The 14,239-nt window shown below is 61.9% G+C and carries 17 protein-coding genes; 12 read left to right on the top strand and 5 right to left on the bottom strand.

What is annotated here, in order from left to right:
* Nucleotides 1–75: 75 nt before the first annotated feature.
* Nucleotides 76–927 carry a bifunctional DNA-formamidopyrimidine glycosylase/DNA-(apurinic or apyrimidinic site) lyase gene (gene mutM, locus PSAL_RS12805; RefSeq protein WP_119841021.1) on the bottom strand — a complete coding sequence of 284 codons (852 nt, stop codon included), beginning with the start codon at nucleotides 925–927 and terminating at the stop codon, nucleotides 76–78.
* 185 nt (nucleotides 928–1,112) lie between these two features.
* On the opposite strand from mutM, the gene ubiE reads away from it, so the two are divergent.
* Both ubiE and ubiB read left to right on the top strand, forming a co-directional pair.
* Nucleotides 1,113–1,856: a bifunctional demethylmenaquinone methyltransferase/2-methoxy-6-polyprenyl-1,4-benzoquinol methylase UbiE gene (gene ubiE / locus PSAL_RS12800; RefSeq protein WP_119841020.1), complete on the top strand. Its 744-nt coding sequence runs from the start codon at nucleotides 1,113–1,115 to the stop codon at nucleotides 1,854–1,856.
* A 3-nt stretch (nucleotides 1,857–1,859) separates the two neighbouring features.
* Nucleotides 1,860–3,389: a 2-polyprenylphenol 6-hydroxylase gene (ubiB, locus tag PSAL_RS12795; RefSeq protein ID WP_119841019.1), complete on the top strand. Its 1,530-nt coding sequence runs from the start codon at nucleotides 1,860–1,862 to the stop codon at nucleotides 3,387–3,389.
* A gap of 29 nt (nucleotides 3,390–3,418) precedes the next feature.
* On the opposite strand, the gene PSAL_RS12790 is transcribed toward ubiB, so the two are convergent.
* From PSAL_RS12790 to PSAL_RS12780, 3 genes are all read right to left on the bottom strand, one after another.
* Nucleotides 3,419–4,246 carry a phosphotransferase family protein gene (locus PSAL_RS12790; protein ID WP_196222908.1) on the bottom strand — a complete coding sequence of 276 codons (828 nt, stop codon included), beginning with the start codon at nucleotides 4,244–4,246 and terminating at the stop codon, nucleotides 3,419–3,421.
* Between the two features lie 255 nt (nucleotides 4,247–4,501).
* Entirely contained in the window at nucleotides 4,502–5,194 is a 693-nt protein-coding gene (locus tag PSAL_RS12785; RefSeq protein WP_119841017.1) for a flagellar hook capping FlgD N-terminal domain-containing protein, read from the bottom strand.
* A 45-nt stretch (nucleotides 5,195–5,239) separates the two neighbouring features.
* A complete protein-coding gene (locus tag PSAL_RS12780) occupies nucleotides 5,240–7,315 on the bottom strand; it encodes a flagellar hook-length control protein FliK (protein WP_196941856.1) in 2,076 nt (691 codons plus the stop codon).
* Nucleotides 7,316–7,429: 114 nt separating this feature from the next.
* Between PSAL_RS12780 and PSAL_RS19270 the strand changes: the two genes are divergently transcribed.
* The 6 genes from PSAL_RS19270 (at nucleotide 7,430) to PSAL_RS12750 (ending at nucleotide 11,287) form a co-directional block, all read left to right on the top strand.
* Complete coding sequence (locus PSAL_RS19270) at nucleotides 7,430–7,699, top strand: rod-binding protein (protein ID WP_231388515.1); 270 nt, start codon at nucleotides 7,430–7,432, stop codon at nucleotides 7,697–7,699.
* Nucleotides 7,696–8,055: a hypothetical protein gene (locus PSAL_RS12770; RefSeq protein ID WP_119841015.1), complete on the top strand. Its 360-nt coding sequence runs from the start codon at nucleotides 7,696–7,698 to the stop codon at nucleotides 8,053–8,055. The genes PSAL_RS19270 and PSAL_RS12770 overlap by 4 nt, the downstream gene beginning before the upstream one ends.
* Before the next feature lie 214 nt (nucleotides 8,056–8,269).
* Nucleotides 8,270–9,580, top strand: coding sequence for a flagellin (locus tag PSAL_RS12765; RefSeq protein WP_119841014.1), 1,311 nt, complete (start codon nucleotides 8,270–8,272; stop codon nucleotides 9,578–9,580).
* A gap of 101 nt (nucleotides 9,581–9,681) precedes the next feature.
* Complete coding sequence (flaF, locus tag PSAL_RS12760; protein WP_231388514.1) at nucleotides 9,682–10,071, top strand: flagellar biosynthesis regulator FlaF; 390 nt, start codon at nucleotides 9,682–9,684, stop codon at nucleotides 10,069–10,071.
* Nucleotides 10,068–10,472 (top strand): flagellar biosynthesis repressor FlbT, encoded by a 405-nt coding sequence (flbT, locus tag PSAL_RS12755; RefSeq protein WP_119841012.1) that lies wholly within the window; start codon nucleotides 10,068–10,070, stop codon nucleotides 10,470–10,472. The genes flaF and flbT overlap by 4 nt, the downstream gene beginning before the upstream one ends.
* The gene (locus tag PSAL_RS12750) at nucleotides 10,469–11,287 is read left to right on the top strand and encodes a DUF1217 domain-containing protein (RefSeq protein WP_119841011.1); all 819 of its coding nucleotides are present in this window, start codon (nucleotides 10,469–10,471) and stop codon (nucleotides 11,285–11,287) included. Before flbT ends, PSAL_RS12750 begins: the two co-directional genes overlap by 4 nt.
* A 63-nt stretch (nucleotides 11,288–11,350) precedes the next feature.
* On the opposite strand, the gene PSAL_RS12745 is transcribed toward PSAL_RS12750, so the two are convergent.
* The gene (locus PSAL_RS12745; RefSeq protein ID WP_231388693.1) at nucleotides 11,351–12,697 is read right to left on the bottom strand and encodes a FliI/YscN family ATPase; all 1,347 of its coding nucleotides are present in this window, start codon (nucleotides 12,695–12,697) and stop codon (nucleotides 11,351–11,353) included.
* Between the two features lie 158 nt (nucleotides 12,698–12,855).
* Between PSAL_RS12745 and PSAL_RS12740 the strand changes: the two genes are divergently transcribed.
* The 4 genes from PSAL_RS12740 to PSAL_RS12725 are packed head-to-tail and all read left to right on the top strand — an operon-like array spanning nucleotide 12,856 to nucleotide 14,239.
* On the top strand, nucleotides 12,856–13,248 hold the full coding sequence (locus PSAL_RS12740) for a FlgB family protein (protein WP_119841009.1): 393 nt from the start codon (nucleotides 12,856–12,858) through the stop codon (nucleotides 13,246–13,248).
* 11 nt (nucleotides 13,249–13,259) lie between these two features.
* Entirely contained in the window at nucleotides 13,260–13,652 is a 393-nt protein-coding gene (gene flgC / locus PSAL_RS12735) for a flagellar basal body rod protein FlgC (RefSeq protein WP_119841008.1), read from the top strand.
* Nucleotides 13,653–13,663: 11 nt separating this feature from the next.
* Nucleotides 13,664–13,957: a flagellar hook-basal body complex protein FliE gene (gene fliE / locus PSAL_RS12730; RefSeq protein WP_119841007.1), complete on the top strand. Its 294-nt coding sequence runs from the start codon at nucleotides 13,664–13,666 to the stop codon at nucleotides 13,955–13,957.
* 15 nt (nucleotides 13,958–13,972) lie between these two features.
* Entirely contained in the window at nucleotides 13,973–14,239 is a 267-nt protein-coding gene (locus tag PSAL_RS12725; protein WP_119841006.1) for a flagellar biosynthetic protein FliQ, read from the top strand.

Genomic DNA, 14,239 nt, shown 5'->3' with positions numbered 1-14,239 from the left:
TCCCTCCGGTTGCTTCAGAGTCGATTCCCTACCATCTTGCCCCTTCGGTTCAAGTCATCTTTGGCCCGGATCCGGTCAACGCTGACAAGTCGGGCAGTAAAAGCTCGACCGGCCCGATTGCACGATCCTCTGCACATGCGCATGGCACCCTTCGGTCCGGCAGGGCTGGCCTTCGCGGTCGTAGACGTCAAAGACATGCTGGAAATATCCAAGCTCCCCATCCGCCCGCCGAAAATCCTTCAGGGTCGAGCCGCCGGCGGCAATTGCCTCGGTCAGCACATCCCGTATCACCGGCACCAGCGCCGCCAGCCGGGTCGTCGCAATCCGGTCACAGCGCCGCGCTGGCGAAATCCGTGCCCGGTAAAGCGTTTCGCAGACATAGATATTGCCAAGCCCTGCCACGACGCGCTGATCCAGCAGCGCAGACTTGATCGGCGATCGTTTGGCCTTCAGAATGCCGGCCAGGTAGTCGCCTGAAAACCCGTTGCCCAATGGCTCCGGCCCGATCGAGGCCAGCAGCGGATGCGCCTCGGCCTGCGCCGTCTCCAATAGATCCATGGCTCCAAAACGCCGCGGATCGTTGAAAGTCACGCGGGCTCCGTTCGACAGATGCAGCACCACGTGATCATGTTTCAGGGCTGCAGGATGCTCATGGTGAAATCGTCCCAACGGATCTCCCGACACGACCATTCGCCCGGACATGCCCAAATGCACCAGAAGGCTCTCGCCGCTCTCCAGATCCGCAAGGATATATTTCGACCGCCGTCGCAGCCGCAACACCCGCTGCCCTTCCAGGCGCGCGGCCATCCGCTCGGGGAAAGGCCAGCGCAGATCCGGCCGGTTGATGTCCGCCTTCAGGATCACCGATCCTTCCATCGCCGGCGCCAACCCGGTCCGAACGGTCTCCACTTCCGGTAATTCAGGCATACAGGGGCCCCTCTCATCTGCATGTTTCCCTGTTTCAAATATCCCGGGGGGAGTCGAGCTTCCAGCTCGGCGGGGGGCAGCGCCCCCCTGCGCGCGGGTCCAGATCCCCAAGCGTCGCATTGCAGCCCCGCCCGTGCGCCCTATAAGGAAGAGCAGGACAAAAGCCGCAGCGCCGGAGGCATCCCATGAACGAGAAAACCACCCATTTCGGTTTCACCGAGATTCCCGAAGCGGAAAAGGCCGGCCGCGTGCAGGGCATCTTCGGTTCGGTCGCCTCGAAATACGACGTGATGAACGACGCGATGAGCCTCGGCATCCACCGCATCTGGAAAGACGCGATGATGGACTGGCTCGCACCGCGCGCCGGGCAAAGACTGCTCGACGTTGCGGGTGGCACCGGGGATATCTCCTTCCGTTTCCTGAAACGCGCCGGACATGGCCATGCCACGGTTCTCGACCTGACCGAACCGATGCTGGTGGCGGGGCGGCAACGGGCCGAGGCGACTTCCATGGCCGACAGTCTCGACTGGGTCGTTGGCGATGCAATGGCGCTGCCCTTTGCCGACAATACCTTTGACACCTACACGATCTCCTTCGGGATCCGGAACGTCACCCGGCCGCAAGAAGCCCTTACCGAAGCCTACCGGGTGCTGAAACCCGGCGGCCGCCTCATGGTGCTGGAATTCAGCCAGATCCCGACGCCGGCCCTGCAATGGGCCTATGATCGCTACAGCTTCAACTGCATCCCGCCGATGGGTCAGCTGATTGCCGGGGATCGCGACAGCTACCAGTACCTCGTCGAATCCATACGCCGCTTCCCCGATCAGGAGACCTTCCTCGGGATGATCCGCGACGCCGGGTTCGAAAACGCGAAATACCGCAACCTCAGCCTCGGCATCGCCGCGCTGCATTCCGGGTGGAAGATCTGATCCATGCGCGGACCCCATAACCTCTGGCGTTTGATCGCCACCGGCGCCACCTTTGAACGCACCGGCGCCATGAAGGTCATCCTGGATGCCTATGACGCTCCGCCGGTGCTGCGGGTCGCCGCCCGTGTTCTGGGCTGGCCGTTCCAGTGGCTGGGGCTGAAGGGCGATCCGAACGTACCGCCCGTGACCCGCGCGCTGACCGCTCTCGGCCCGGCCTATATCAAGTTCGGGCAGGTGCTTTCGACCCGTCCCGATGTCGTAGGCCCGGATCTGGCACGCGAACTGCGGGTCCTGCAGGACAAGCTGCCGCCGTTTTCCCAGGCCGAGGCCCGCCATGCCATCGAAACCGAGCTCGGCCATCCGCTGGAGGATATCTACAGCGATTTCTCCGATCCGGTGGCGGCGGCCTCGATCGCGCAGGTCCACCATGCCCGGCTGCGGGAGACCGGTCAGGACGTCGCGGTCAAGATCCTGCGACCCGGAATCGAACGCGCCTTTCGCAAGGATGTCGATGCCTTCTACTTCGCCGCCAGCCTGATCGAACTGCTCTCTCCGGCGTCGCGACGCTTACGTCCCAGCGATGTCGTCGAACATTTCGACGGCGTTGTGCGGGCCGAGCTTGACCTGCGACTGGAGGCCGCCTCTGCCTCGCAATTTGCCTCCAATACCGCGACGGACGAGGGCTTTCGCCTGCCGTCGATCCTCTGGATGCAGACCGGTCGCCGCGTGATGACGATGGATTGGGTCGAAGGCGCCCCGCTTGGCGACAACGATGCGCTGGACGCGGCAGGGCACGACCGGGTGGTGCTGGGGCAACGCGTGCTGACCCTGTTTCTGAACCACGCGCTGCGCGACGGATTCTTCCATGCGGACATGCATCAGGGTAACCTGAAGGTCGGCCCCGACGGCGCCATCGTTGCCTATGATTTCGGCATCATGGGCGATATCGATGCCTATACCCGCCGCGTCTATGCGGAGATCCTGTTCGGCTTCATCCGCCGCGATTATCAGCGCGTCGCCGAGGTCCATTTCGAGGCAGGCTATGTCCCTGCGGACCGCGACGTGGCCGAATTCGCCCGTGCCCTGCGCGCCGTGGGCGAGCCGATCTTCGGCATGGATGCAACGCGGATCTCTATGAGTCGCCTTCTGAACTACCTCTTCGAGGTGACAGAGCGTTTCGGCATGGAAACCCGCACCGAACTGATCCTGTTACAGCGTACCATGGTGGTTGTGGAAGGGGTGGCGCGGTCGCTGAACCCCAGTATCAACATCTGGGAAGTCGCCCAGCCCGTCGTGCAGGGCTATATCGGCAAGAATGTCGGCCCGCTGGCGCTGGTCCGGGATCTGGGTCAGACCGCGCAGGTCATGGCCCGGTTCGGCCCGCGCCTGCCGCAGCTTGTGGAACGCGCGCTGACCGACCAGATGGAAGCGAAGCCTGATAGCACGCCGCGCCGGGGCATTCCGGGCTGGATCTGGGGGCTGTGCGGAATCGCGCTCGGGGCGCTTGCGGCCTGCGGAGCGATGACCCTCTGACACAGAGGGGGACCTGTTTCGGAATGGTTTCACACGGCCAGCAGCGGGGTCCCGGTGCACTCTGCCAGGGCCAGAAGCTCCAACCTGGCGGCAGCCAGATCGCGGGACGTTTCCGGTTGCGGGTCGGCATAGGCGCGACTGAGGCAATAGACGGCCATGCGGGCGTGATAGAGCGCCTCTAGCCCGGTCATTCGTGCATTGGTCTCGTCATCTGCGTATGCGGAGAGAAAGTCCTGCCGTTCCGTGTCATCAAGCGGTCGTCCACGATAGATCAGGTTCATCCCGGGCGACAGGAAGATGGCAAGATCCAGCGTCGGATCCGCAACAGCGGGGCACTGCCAGTCGATCAGGCGCAGGCCCCCGGGACCGGTGATCATGTTGCCCGGCACCGGGTCGCCATGGACAAGGGCCGGGACCCCGGATCGCGGCAGGTCGGTGCCGCAAATCCTTTTCAGCAAGGCCTGTGCCAGATCCTGGCCGTCCGGGGTGACCAGCCCCTGCGCTTGCGCGCGGATTTCTGCCCGCAGGGCGTGGCTGCCGTCTGGTCCGGTGCGCAGCCCTGCAGGCGCGGGCACATCGTGCAGGTGGCGCAGCAGACGGCCCGCTTCGCAGGGATCGGGATTGCCGCTTTCCCCGTCAATATGACGATAGATCACGCAGGCGCCGAAGGGTGTTTCCGTGATGCCGACAAGCTCCGGTACAAGGCCACTCCCGCGCAGCGCCTCCAGCACAAGTGCTTCGGATCGGGGATCGTTGGGAAAGACCGGACTGGCGTTCTCGGGGCGGAACAGCTTGACCACATGTGCGCCTCCCGGACCGGGAACGCGCCAGCTGAGATTGCTGCGCCCTCCGGTCATTTGCTGCCAGAGCGCAGGATCGTCACCTGGTCCCCACCGGCACAGCAACGGCGCAAGGACTCCGGGCAGGTCGGTTGCGCCGACATCCCGGGCCGGGACCGGGTCGGAACCCTGCGGGCCAGTCGGGAGATCGGGCTGTATCATGGCCGGGGGCATCGCCCGGCTTGGGGGCCGGGTCTGCATTCCTGCTTCCGTTTCCTGAGCGCCCTATCTTCCTAGGATGCCAGTCGATCGGCGTCCAGTGGTGGCCCCATGTCAGGGCAAGGCATAGCTGCCCGGTTCGCGAAGGCCCGAAACCATATCCGTCGGCACAAGGTCCCCGGCCTCGGTCACCAGCATGGTCGTGCCGCTGACCAGCCGCGCCTCGGTGATCCGGGAATAGCTTTCGACCGCATCCAGAGCGACCAGTTCCCCTTGCTGGTAATTTTCCAGTTCGAAGGTGTAGCGCCCATGGGGCAGGGTCGCACCGCCGGCCGTACGCCCGTCCCACAGGATGGTTTCATCGGAAACCGGCACCTCGCTGCGGAAGACTTCGGAACCGGAGGCATTGCGCACCACAAGGGCCGCGCTGTCGGCCGAGGTCAGGGGGTTGGGTGAGACCGCGATGGGGTCGCCGTCGAAATAGGCCGGCGCGGTAGAGCGCGCCTCCATCCCGACCCAGGAGGCAAGGTCGGACATGCCCGAGGAAACCATCTTGCCGATCAGCCCCTCGAGCAGGTTGTTCGTCATCACCTGCTGCTCCACTGAAGAGAACGTGGCCAGTTGGACCGCGTAATCGGCGGAATCCACCGGGTTGAGCGGGTCCTGATTCTGCAACTGAGTCGACAGCATCTTCAGGAAGGTTTCGAAATCCGAACTGATGACCGGGCTGGCGGTTTCATCGACCGAGGCCGTCTGACTTGTCAGCGGAACGCTTTGCGTCGCGGTGCTGCTGGGTACTGCATCCATGGGAAGTCCTGTTGATAAGGGCGCAGTTGCGCCGCGAAAGGGGGGTCAGAGACGAATATCGACCCGTTCTGACGGGGCCGTCGCATCGGGTGCGCGACCGGCACCCGGTGCGGGCCGTTCACCGCCGCTGGAAATCTGCGCCGAGTTGCTTTGATCGCGGGAACCCTGACCGCCGGCCGGACCCTGATCCGCCCCATGGCCCGTGCCTTGGCTGGACCCTTCGGCCGTGCCATTGCTGATCGAGATTTCGACCCGGTCATAGCCGAGCGCCTTGTAGCTTTCCTCCAGCATCGCGATGTGGCGCCGCATGAGGTCCGATGTCTCGGGCCGTTCGGCCGTCACATGCAGCATCACATGGCCGTCTTCAGTGGACAGCCGCAGGGTCACCCGACCCAGTTCCTCTGGGTTCAGGCGCAGTTCGGACTGCCCATCGGCCAGCCTCTGACTGGCGGAGGTGAGCTGGGCGGCGATATGGCGGGCGAGGTCCGCGCGGGCGGCCTCTGCGCGGGGTGTGGGGGCCGTGCTGCGGGCCGCTTCGCTGGCCAGCGCTTCGGCAAAGCGGGTGTCGGCCGAAGTCAGGGGCTCGCCAGCGGGATCCCCCGCGCCGGCGCCAATGCCTTGATCGATGGTCGGCAGCCGACTGGATGCGAAGGTCTCGACGGCAGGCTGAGTGGTTTGGAGGCTGACCGGTTGGATGAAGGCTGTCGGAACCGTGCTCTGGGCGCTGTTTCGCTCTGCGGTTGGTACCCGCGCCGAGGCCGCGCCGCGCTGCGTTTCGGGCTGTTTGCGACCGGGTTGCAAGATGTCGGAGACCGCGTCCCTGACCTGCCGCCTGTCGTTGTCCCCTGCTAAAGCGGCGACCCGCGGGCTTTCCGACAGCCCCTGGTCAGCCGGAAGCGGTGCCGCGGGATCGCCACCCTTCGAAGGCTGCCCATTGTTCGTGGGTGAGAAGGTCGAGACCGACCGATCGGCCCCGGTCGCAATCACTGCGCCTGCAGAAGTGCTGCGTTCCCGTGCCTGCCCTTCAAGGGAAATGGCGCGGGAGCCCTCGACAGAAGCGGATTTGGGGGACGTGTTTTCGTCCTCCAAAGGAAGGTGTCGTTCGGCGCGCGCCACCTGATCCACGGTTTGCAGCGCGCCCGCTCCTCGAATCGGCGCGTGTTCGGATGCACCAGCGAGACGGCCGTTTAATGCCGCGAAATTATGGCTGACCATTCCAGGTTTCATTCCGCCCTTCGAAGGACCGGTTTGGGGGGCCATCTGCGCACTTTCCCCGCTAGTAGCAGTGCGGGTTCTGGCTAGGTCGGTGGCGTTCCGCGCCCTGGTCGCATGGGGCTGGACGGTTATCGGATGTTCGGAACCGGGTGCTCGCTGGATTTCGGGAGTTGAGAGTTCCTTCGTCAGAGACGAGGGGGCGCGCGCCCCTGAAAACGCCGCAAAACCGGATGAAATATCCTGAGACGTACCATTTGGCGGATGGGGCACTGCCCGGCCTGCCAGATCAGTTCCCGCACCGACTGAGACCTGCAGCCCAGCCTTTGACCGGGTGACCGCGGTTCCGGCCAGTGGAGACATTTCAACATGTATCGAACCGGCCACGGCCTTTTGCGCGGCAGGTTGCGACACGAGCGATGTTCTGAACGGTCCCCCGAGCGCGTCGGCATTGGCTGCAGGTACCTTAGCGGCATGCAAACTCTTCACGGAAATCTCGTCGCCCTGAAGAAAGCCGGCCGCGCCTGTGGAAACAAAACCTGTGGCAACTGTGTCTCGCTTGTTGGAAGGGACCTCGCTGAACCTTTCGGACCTACTGATCGTGTCGGGATCTTGCTCAACCGAACCCGCATCGCCCTGGTCGTTTTGGTCCGGCCCGGCGCCTTCCGCAGCCATTTCGCCGTTGGTCGCGTGATCCGGGTCCGAAGGATCGGATGCTGCGCCACGCTCTGCTACCTTCACGGCCCTGGCCTGCGGGTCTGCGGCAGGGTCCTGTGCGGGCTTTTCCGGGGCCGAAGCGGCGAAGACTTCATCGAAGGGGGAGCCCGTCGTACTTCCGCCGCCCTGAACCTGGGACCGGTCCTGTGCGCCGGGCGTCACCCCGCCAGGGGATAGGTGCGAGATGTTCATGTCCGCTCTCCGGGAGTTCTTCCGCGATGGTCAGACTATGCAGATCAGCGGTTACCGCATCTTTACTGATCTTCCTGCATTTTCAGGAAACTGGATCAAATTGGAGATGTCACCTTGGTCGAACCCATCCTGCATTCCCTGCCGCGAATTCCGCAACGCCAGGAGAAATTATGGCAAGTAGCACAAGAGCTTGAGGCGGTTTTCCTGACGGAGATGCTGAAGTCCGCAGGATTGGGTGAGACGCCGGAAGGATTCGGTGGTGGCCCCGGTGAAGACCAGTTTTCCTCGTTCCTGATTCGGGAACAGGCCGGTGCCATGGTGGAGGCGGGGGGTCTCGGCCTGGCGGAACAACTCTATCAATCACTGTTGGAGAGAGAGAAATGATCCCAGACCCCCATCAACCCCTGATCGACGAGCTGGACGTGCTGCTCGAAAAGGAGCGCGACGCGCTTGTTCACGGCAAGCTCGATATACTGCCCGACCTTCTTGAACAGAAAGAAGGGCTGATTGATGCGCTGAACGAGATCGATGGTCTCGAGGCGCTGCAATTGCAGCCTCTGCGCGGCAAGGTATTGCGCAACCAGGCCCTGCTGGACGGGGCGCTGCGCGGCATTCGGACCGTGGCCAACCGGTTCTCCACCCTGCGAAAGATCCGTCGCACGCTGGAAACCTACGACGATCAGGGCCGCAAGTCCGCCCTTGTTGCGAAACATGACAACAAGCTGGAGAAACGGGCCTGACCCACTGCAATTTCATAAAATGCCGGGCAACCAACGCCCGGCATTTAGGATTCCATTAGCCCCTGCACTGCAATGTTCCCCTTGCATCCAATCGGATGGCGCCGGGTAGGCAAAAGCCCTGACCGAGCACCCGTCAGAATGACTTTCGGTCCGTCCCGTTGGGGGGCGGGATCATCAACGGGCGTAAAGCGCCTATCGACCAAAGGAACACTGCATGTCCAGCATTCTGACGAACAACAGCGCAATGGTCGCGCTGCAAACCCTGAAACAAGTCAACGCGCAAATGGTTGACGTTCAGGGCAACATTTCCACCGGTAAAAAGGTGGCAAGCTCCAAGGACAACTCTGCCGTCTGGGCCATCTCGAAAGTGATGGAATCCGACGTCCAGGGTTTCAAGGGAATCTCCGAAAGCCTCGCCCTGGGCGGTTCGACCGTCGCCGTTGCCCGGAAGGCCGCGGAATCGGTGACCGATCTGCTGACCAGCATGAAGGGCAAGATCGTCGCGGCTCAGGAAGAAAACGTCGACCGCGACAAGATCCAGACCGATATCGCCGCCCTGAAGGACCAGATTTCGACCGTCGTGGGCGCTGCTCAGTTCAACGGGCTCAATCTGCTGTCCAACGTTGATGACACTGCCGATTCCGGCACCGTGAGCATCCTGTCGTCTCTGGATCGTTCCGGTAGCGGCGTGACGGCCAGCGACATTTCTGTCGGAAAGGAAGACCTTGGTACCGACGCCAGCGCCATCTCGGCCACGGGCGGTACCTTCGCGGCGGATGTCGGCACCTCTGCCGTCACGCTGAACGGCACCCAGACCGGGTCGATCGATATCGGCACCAACAACTCCGGCTTGGAGGCTGGGACCGGTTACACGCTGAATATCTTCGGTACCGATGCGGATGACTCGACTTTCACACAGGCCGACTACCGGACCTCGACTGCCGGTGCTTCCACCCAAACCGAAGCTGCCGCGAATGATATCCGCTATGTCACCCGTGACGGCGACACCGCCAGCGATGTGGCCAAGGGCCTGCAAGCTGCATACGCCGCTTACGCAGGGGCAAATGGTCTGGATACCGACGTTCTCGACATCACGGTAAGCGGCGACACGCTGACCTTCACCTCGACCGTGACCGACGCGACCGACTCCATCCAGGTCAACCTGACCTCGGTCACTGCCGATGCCGGCAACACCATCGGTGGTGGTCTCGAGCTTCTGAACGAGATCGACGTTTCCACTGAAGACGGTGCGGCATCCGCTCTCAGCCTGATCGAGGGGCTGACTCAGACCGCCATCGACGCTGCGGCGTCCTTCGGTTCGGTCGAGGGGCGTATCGAAACTCAGTCGGACTTCATCGGCGCCCTGACCGACTCGCTGAAATCCGGTATCGGCACGCTGGTCGATGCCAATATGGAAGAAGCTTCGGCCCGTCTCCAGTCGCTGCAGGTTCAGCAACAGTTGGCTGTTCAGGCCATGTCGATCGCGAACCAGGCACCGCAAACGCTGCTGTCGCTTTTCCGCTAAGGACATAGCGACTTCGGGGGCGCGCATAGCGCCCCCGATGAGGTTACCCCAAATCTCACGGCAGACTGGAAGGATTCCACGTGACCGCTCATTCCCAAGCCATGCGTGCCTACGGCCAGGCATCGACCCCGACGCGCACACCTCGCGGGACCGAATACGAAGTATTCGCCCGCGTCACGCGCCGCCTCGTCACTGCCGCCCGATTGGATCAGACCACCGGATTTCCGGAACTGGCCCGGGCCATCTACGAAAATCGCCGCCTCTGGATCCTGCTGGCTGCGGATGTTGCTGATAATGGCAACACCCTGCCGGAACAGCTTCGGGCACAGATCTTCTATCTTTCGGAATTCACCCAGGCCCACAGTCAGAAGGTCCTCACCGGCAAGGCCGGGCTACGGCCGCTGATCGAGATCAATACCGCCATCATGCGTGGTTTGCGCAACGAGGCGCCGCGTAGCGGCGTGGCCAGCAGTGAAGGGACTACGAGATGAGCGGTCTTGTCCTGAAACTGTCGCCTAAGGAACGGGTTCTGATAAATGGAGCTGTGATCGAGAATGGGGACCGGCGCTCTCGCCTGTCCATCGTTACGCCGAATGTAAACATTTTGCGTTTGCGTGATGCGATTCACCCCGAAGAGGCCAATACCCCGGTGCGGCGTGTCTGCTATGCAACCCAACTCGTGCTGACCGGGGACGCGGATCCGACAGAATCGCGGCATCAGCTGCTGCGCCGTATCGAAGAGCTGAGTCAGATACTGAAAGATCCGGACAGTCGCGCATTGCTCGCCACCGCCACCGAGGCGGTTGTAAATGATCAATTCTATCAATGCCTCAAGGCGTTGCGAAGCCTCTTGCCAAGGGAAGAGCGGCTTCTGAACACGAGGCTGTCATGACCTTCGCTCCGGTCCTTCCCAGCTCGGGACTCGTAGGCTGGATATTTCTTCAGACCACTTACGACAATCAAAAGGCGGTTTTCGACAAATCGCCTTTGATCACTCGCGATACCGCCTATTTTGAAGAGAACATCTCCAAGATTTCCTCGGCCGAAGACCTTGTTGCGGACCGGCGTCTTTTGCGTGTCGCCCTGGGGGCCTTCGGGTTGCAGGATGAGATCGACAGTACTTATTTTGTCAAAAAGGTGCTGGAGGAAGGGACGCTGAGCGCCGATTCTCTGGCGAACAAGCTGTCAGATACGCGGTACTTCCAGCTTGCCGAGGCTTTCGGCTTTGACCGAGGCACGCCCAGCACCAAGATTTCGACTTTCGGGGCGGAGATTACCGAAAAATACCGCCGTCAGGAATTTGAACTTGCCGTGGGCGATCAGGACGATTCCCTGCGGTTGGCAATGAACGCGGATCGATCCTTGCAGGATTTTGCGACAAGCGATTCCTCGGTTGATACCAAGTGGTATCGCATCATGGGGGATATTCCCCTGCGCACGGTGTTTGAAACGGCCTTGGGTTTGCCGACCAGTTTTTCACTCCTCGATATCGACAAGCAGCTTGAGATATTTAAGGAGCGCTCTGAAAGTTTTTTTGGAACGGAAGACCCGAGCGACCTTACCAGCGATGAGATGCGGGAAAAGCTGGTCCAGCGCTTTCTGCTGCAAAGCCAGATTCAGGAGTTTCAGGCCTCTGGTGCCGGGACCATCGCACAGACTCTCATGGCCAGCGCCATCGACTTTGGACGTAGTTTGCGGCCCTATTGATCTGGTCTGCCTGCCTGTTCACGCGGAACCAATACTTTTGCTCGTGACCTTTCCCACATCGAACTATCCGGGCCGCGGGCCAGCAACAGCTTTCGGCGCGATCCTGCGCGGAGCGGGCGCTTTCAGTTTTCCCTGAGGAGAGGGGCGGGGGCCGCTACCGGCGGCAGAGCGGCGCAGCAGCAGCCGCAAGCGGTCGAAAGAGGCTGAGATCCCCTGCCGTTCAACTTCTGCCAAGAAAGAATCAAGCTCCGGCCAGGCACGGATTGCATGATCCAATGCTGGATCGCTCCCGTGAGCATAAAGGCCTGCTTGGATCATCATCTCGGACCGGGAATAGGCGCTCAGCAAATGGCGGGATTCCGCAATCAGCTGGTTTTCGTCTTCGTCGGCGGCATCCGGCAGGCTGCGCGAGACTGAACGCAAGAGGTCGATGGCCGGATAGCGACCACGTTCGGCAATCTGGCGGTCCAGCACGATATGACCATCCAGCACGCCGCGCAGAATATCGGCGATTGGCTCATCCATGTCCGACCCGGCAACCAGAACGCTGAAAATTGCCGTTATCATTCCTTGTGATTCTGCGCCCGGACCGGCCCTTTCGCATAGCTGCATAATTTGGTGGGCGGTCGAAGGGGGATAACCGCGCAGGGCAGGAAGCTCGCCTGCGGCGACGGCGACTTCGCGATGGGCTTCGGCAAAGCGAGTGATCGAATCGGCCAGGAACAAGACGGTCTTGCCCTGATCCCGGAAATGCTCGGCCACGGACATTGCGGTCCAGGCGCAGCGCCGGCGCACAAGTGCAGAGCGATCCGAAGTTGCCGCGACCACAACGGCACGTTTCATGCCCTCAGGTCCAAGGATCTTGTCGACGAACTCGCGCAATTCACGTCCGCGTTCACCGACCAGGGCGATAACCGCAACATCCGCCTCCATGTCGCGGGCAAGTCCGGCCATGAGGCTGGATTTTCCGACGCCAGAGCCGGCAAAAAGCCCGATCCGTTGGCCTTCCACGATCGGAAGAAGCGTATTCAGGACTGCCATGCCGGTTTCCAGACGGGGGCCCAATACGCGCCGGGTCGCGGGGGCAGGCGGATCATTCCGCAAGCTTTTCCAATGCGTTCCAGGCAGAATGGGCCGCCCGTCCAGGGGTTGCCCATGGGGGTCGATGACCCGCCCGACCCAGGAATCATCCGGGGCGATCCGCAGTGGTCCCCGCAATACCACACGATCCCCGAGAGAGACCCCTTCGGCGGGCGCATCGGGCAGAACCGTCACGGCATCGCGGTCCAGTTTGACCACCTCGCCGTGTAGTTCGCCGCCATCCAGACGCGTGATCTTCAAGATATCGCCAAGCCGCGCATGGCGGCCCAGGCCGGTGACGCGCATTACATCGGGATCGACTTGTTCAATCCGGCCCACGTGACGCACGGCAGAGAGCGCTTCCAGCTCTGCCCGGACACCTTGCAGCACATTCTGTGACATCGGTCGGTTCCTTCATAGGGTGCCAACCATTTCTAAAGGAATCGGAGTTAAGCCTTGGTTGAAGCTAAATCGAGGGAGAAGCCCCGGTGTTCGATAAACTCCAAGTCTTTCGCATGGCCGATGCCATGGCCCGCCACGCCAGCGCGCGGCAAACAATCGTTGCCGAGAACATGGCGAATGCCGATACGCCTGATTTCAAAGCGCGCGACATTGCTTCCTTTTCCGAAACCATCGACAGCACAGCTCCGGATTTCGGTCTGCGTTCGACGCGCAAGGCGCATCTGAACGAGGCTCAAAGCGCGCTTTCAAAATTTGCCGTTCGCGAAGAAGACCGCCCGTTTACCTCTCCGAACGGAAATTCGGTCTCGGTCGAGGATCAGGTGATGAAATCCGTAGAGGTCAAGCAGCAGCATGATCGCGCTGTCGCGATCTACAAGAGCGCGCTGAATGTCATGCATACCGCCCTTGGTCGCCGGTAAGGGAGGCCAGGATGAGCGAATTTCTGAAAGCCATGTCCCTGTCCGCGAGCGGGCTGCGCGCCCAGGCGCAGCGGCTGCGGCATACCTCTGAAAATATAGCAAATACCGATACTCCCGGATACCGGCGCAAGACCGTCCCGTTTGAAAGCGTAGCGGGCGTCGGGAAAGGCGAGGGTGAGGTGCGGACAGGTCGGGTGAAACTCGATCAGACCGCGCTAAAGCGGATCTACGATCCCGCGAACCCCCTTGCCGATGCAGACGGCCATTATGATGGATCGAACGTCGATCTGGTGGTCGAAATCGCTGACGCGCGCGAAGCACAGCGCAGCTACGAGGCGAACCTCAAGATGTTCGATCAGGCCCGGCAAATGTCTTCGGGACTGCTTGATCTGTTGCGTAGATAAGGAGCTCCAGAATGGATATTCGCGCTTTGAATGCCGCCCAGAAATATGCGGCAGCCCGTCCGGTCACGGAACCTGTACCGGGCAGCGGCGAGGGACTCTCTGACGTTCTGGGTGGAGCGGCCCAGAATTTTGCCCAGGCCTTTCGTGAAGGGGAAGAAACCGCAAAAGCGGCCATGATCGGCGAAGCCGACCCCCATGCGCTGGTCCAGGCCCTGGCCCAGACCCAACTTGCCGTCGAAGCGGCGGTAACGGTCCGGGACAAGGTCGTCGAAGCCTACCAGGAAATCCTGCGTATGCCCGTTTGACGGGGGCCCTGGCCGGTGGATGAAGCGCTTTTCTTCGACAGCCTGCGCCAGGGCCTTTGGGTCGCGGTGATCACCTCCACCCCGATTTTGGCAGTGGCCCTGGTTGCCGGGCTTGTCGTGGGCCTGTTTCAGGCCCTGACCTCGATCCAGGAGATGACACTGACCTTCGTGCCAAAGCTCATGGCCATCGTCATCGTCTTCTGGCTGTCCATGGGTTTCATGACCGAAACCCTGGTGGGCTTTTTCCAGAACCAGATCATCCCTCACATCATCGGAGGCTAG

The organism is Pseudooceanicola algae (assembly GCF_003590145.2).
Classification (GTDB): Bacteria; Pseudomonadota; Alphaproteobacteria; order Rhodobacterales; family Rhodobacteraceae; genus Pseudooceanicola; species Pseudooceanicola algae.
This window is presented reverse-complemented; position numbering and strand designations above follow the sequence as displayed.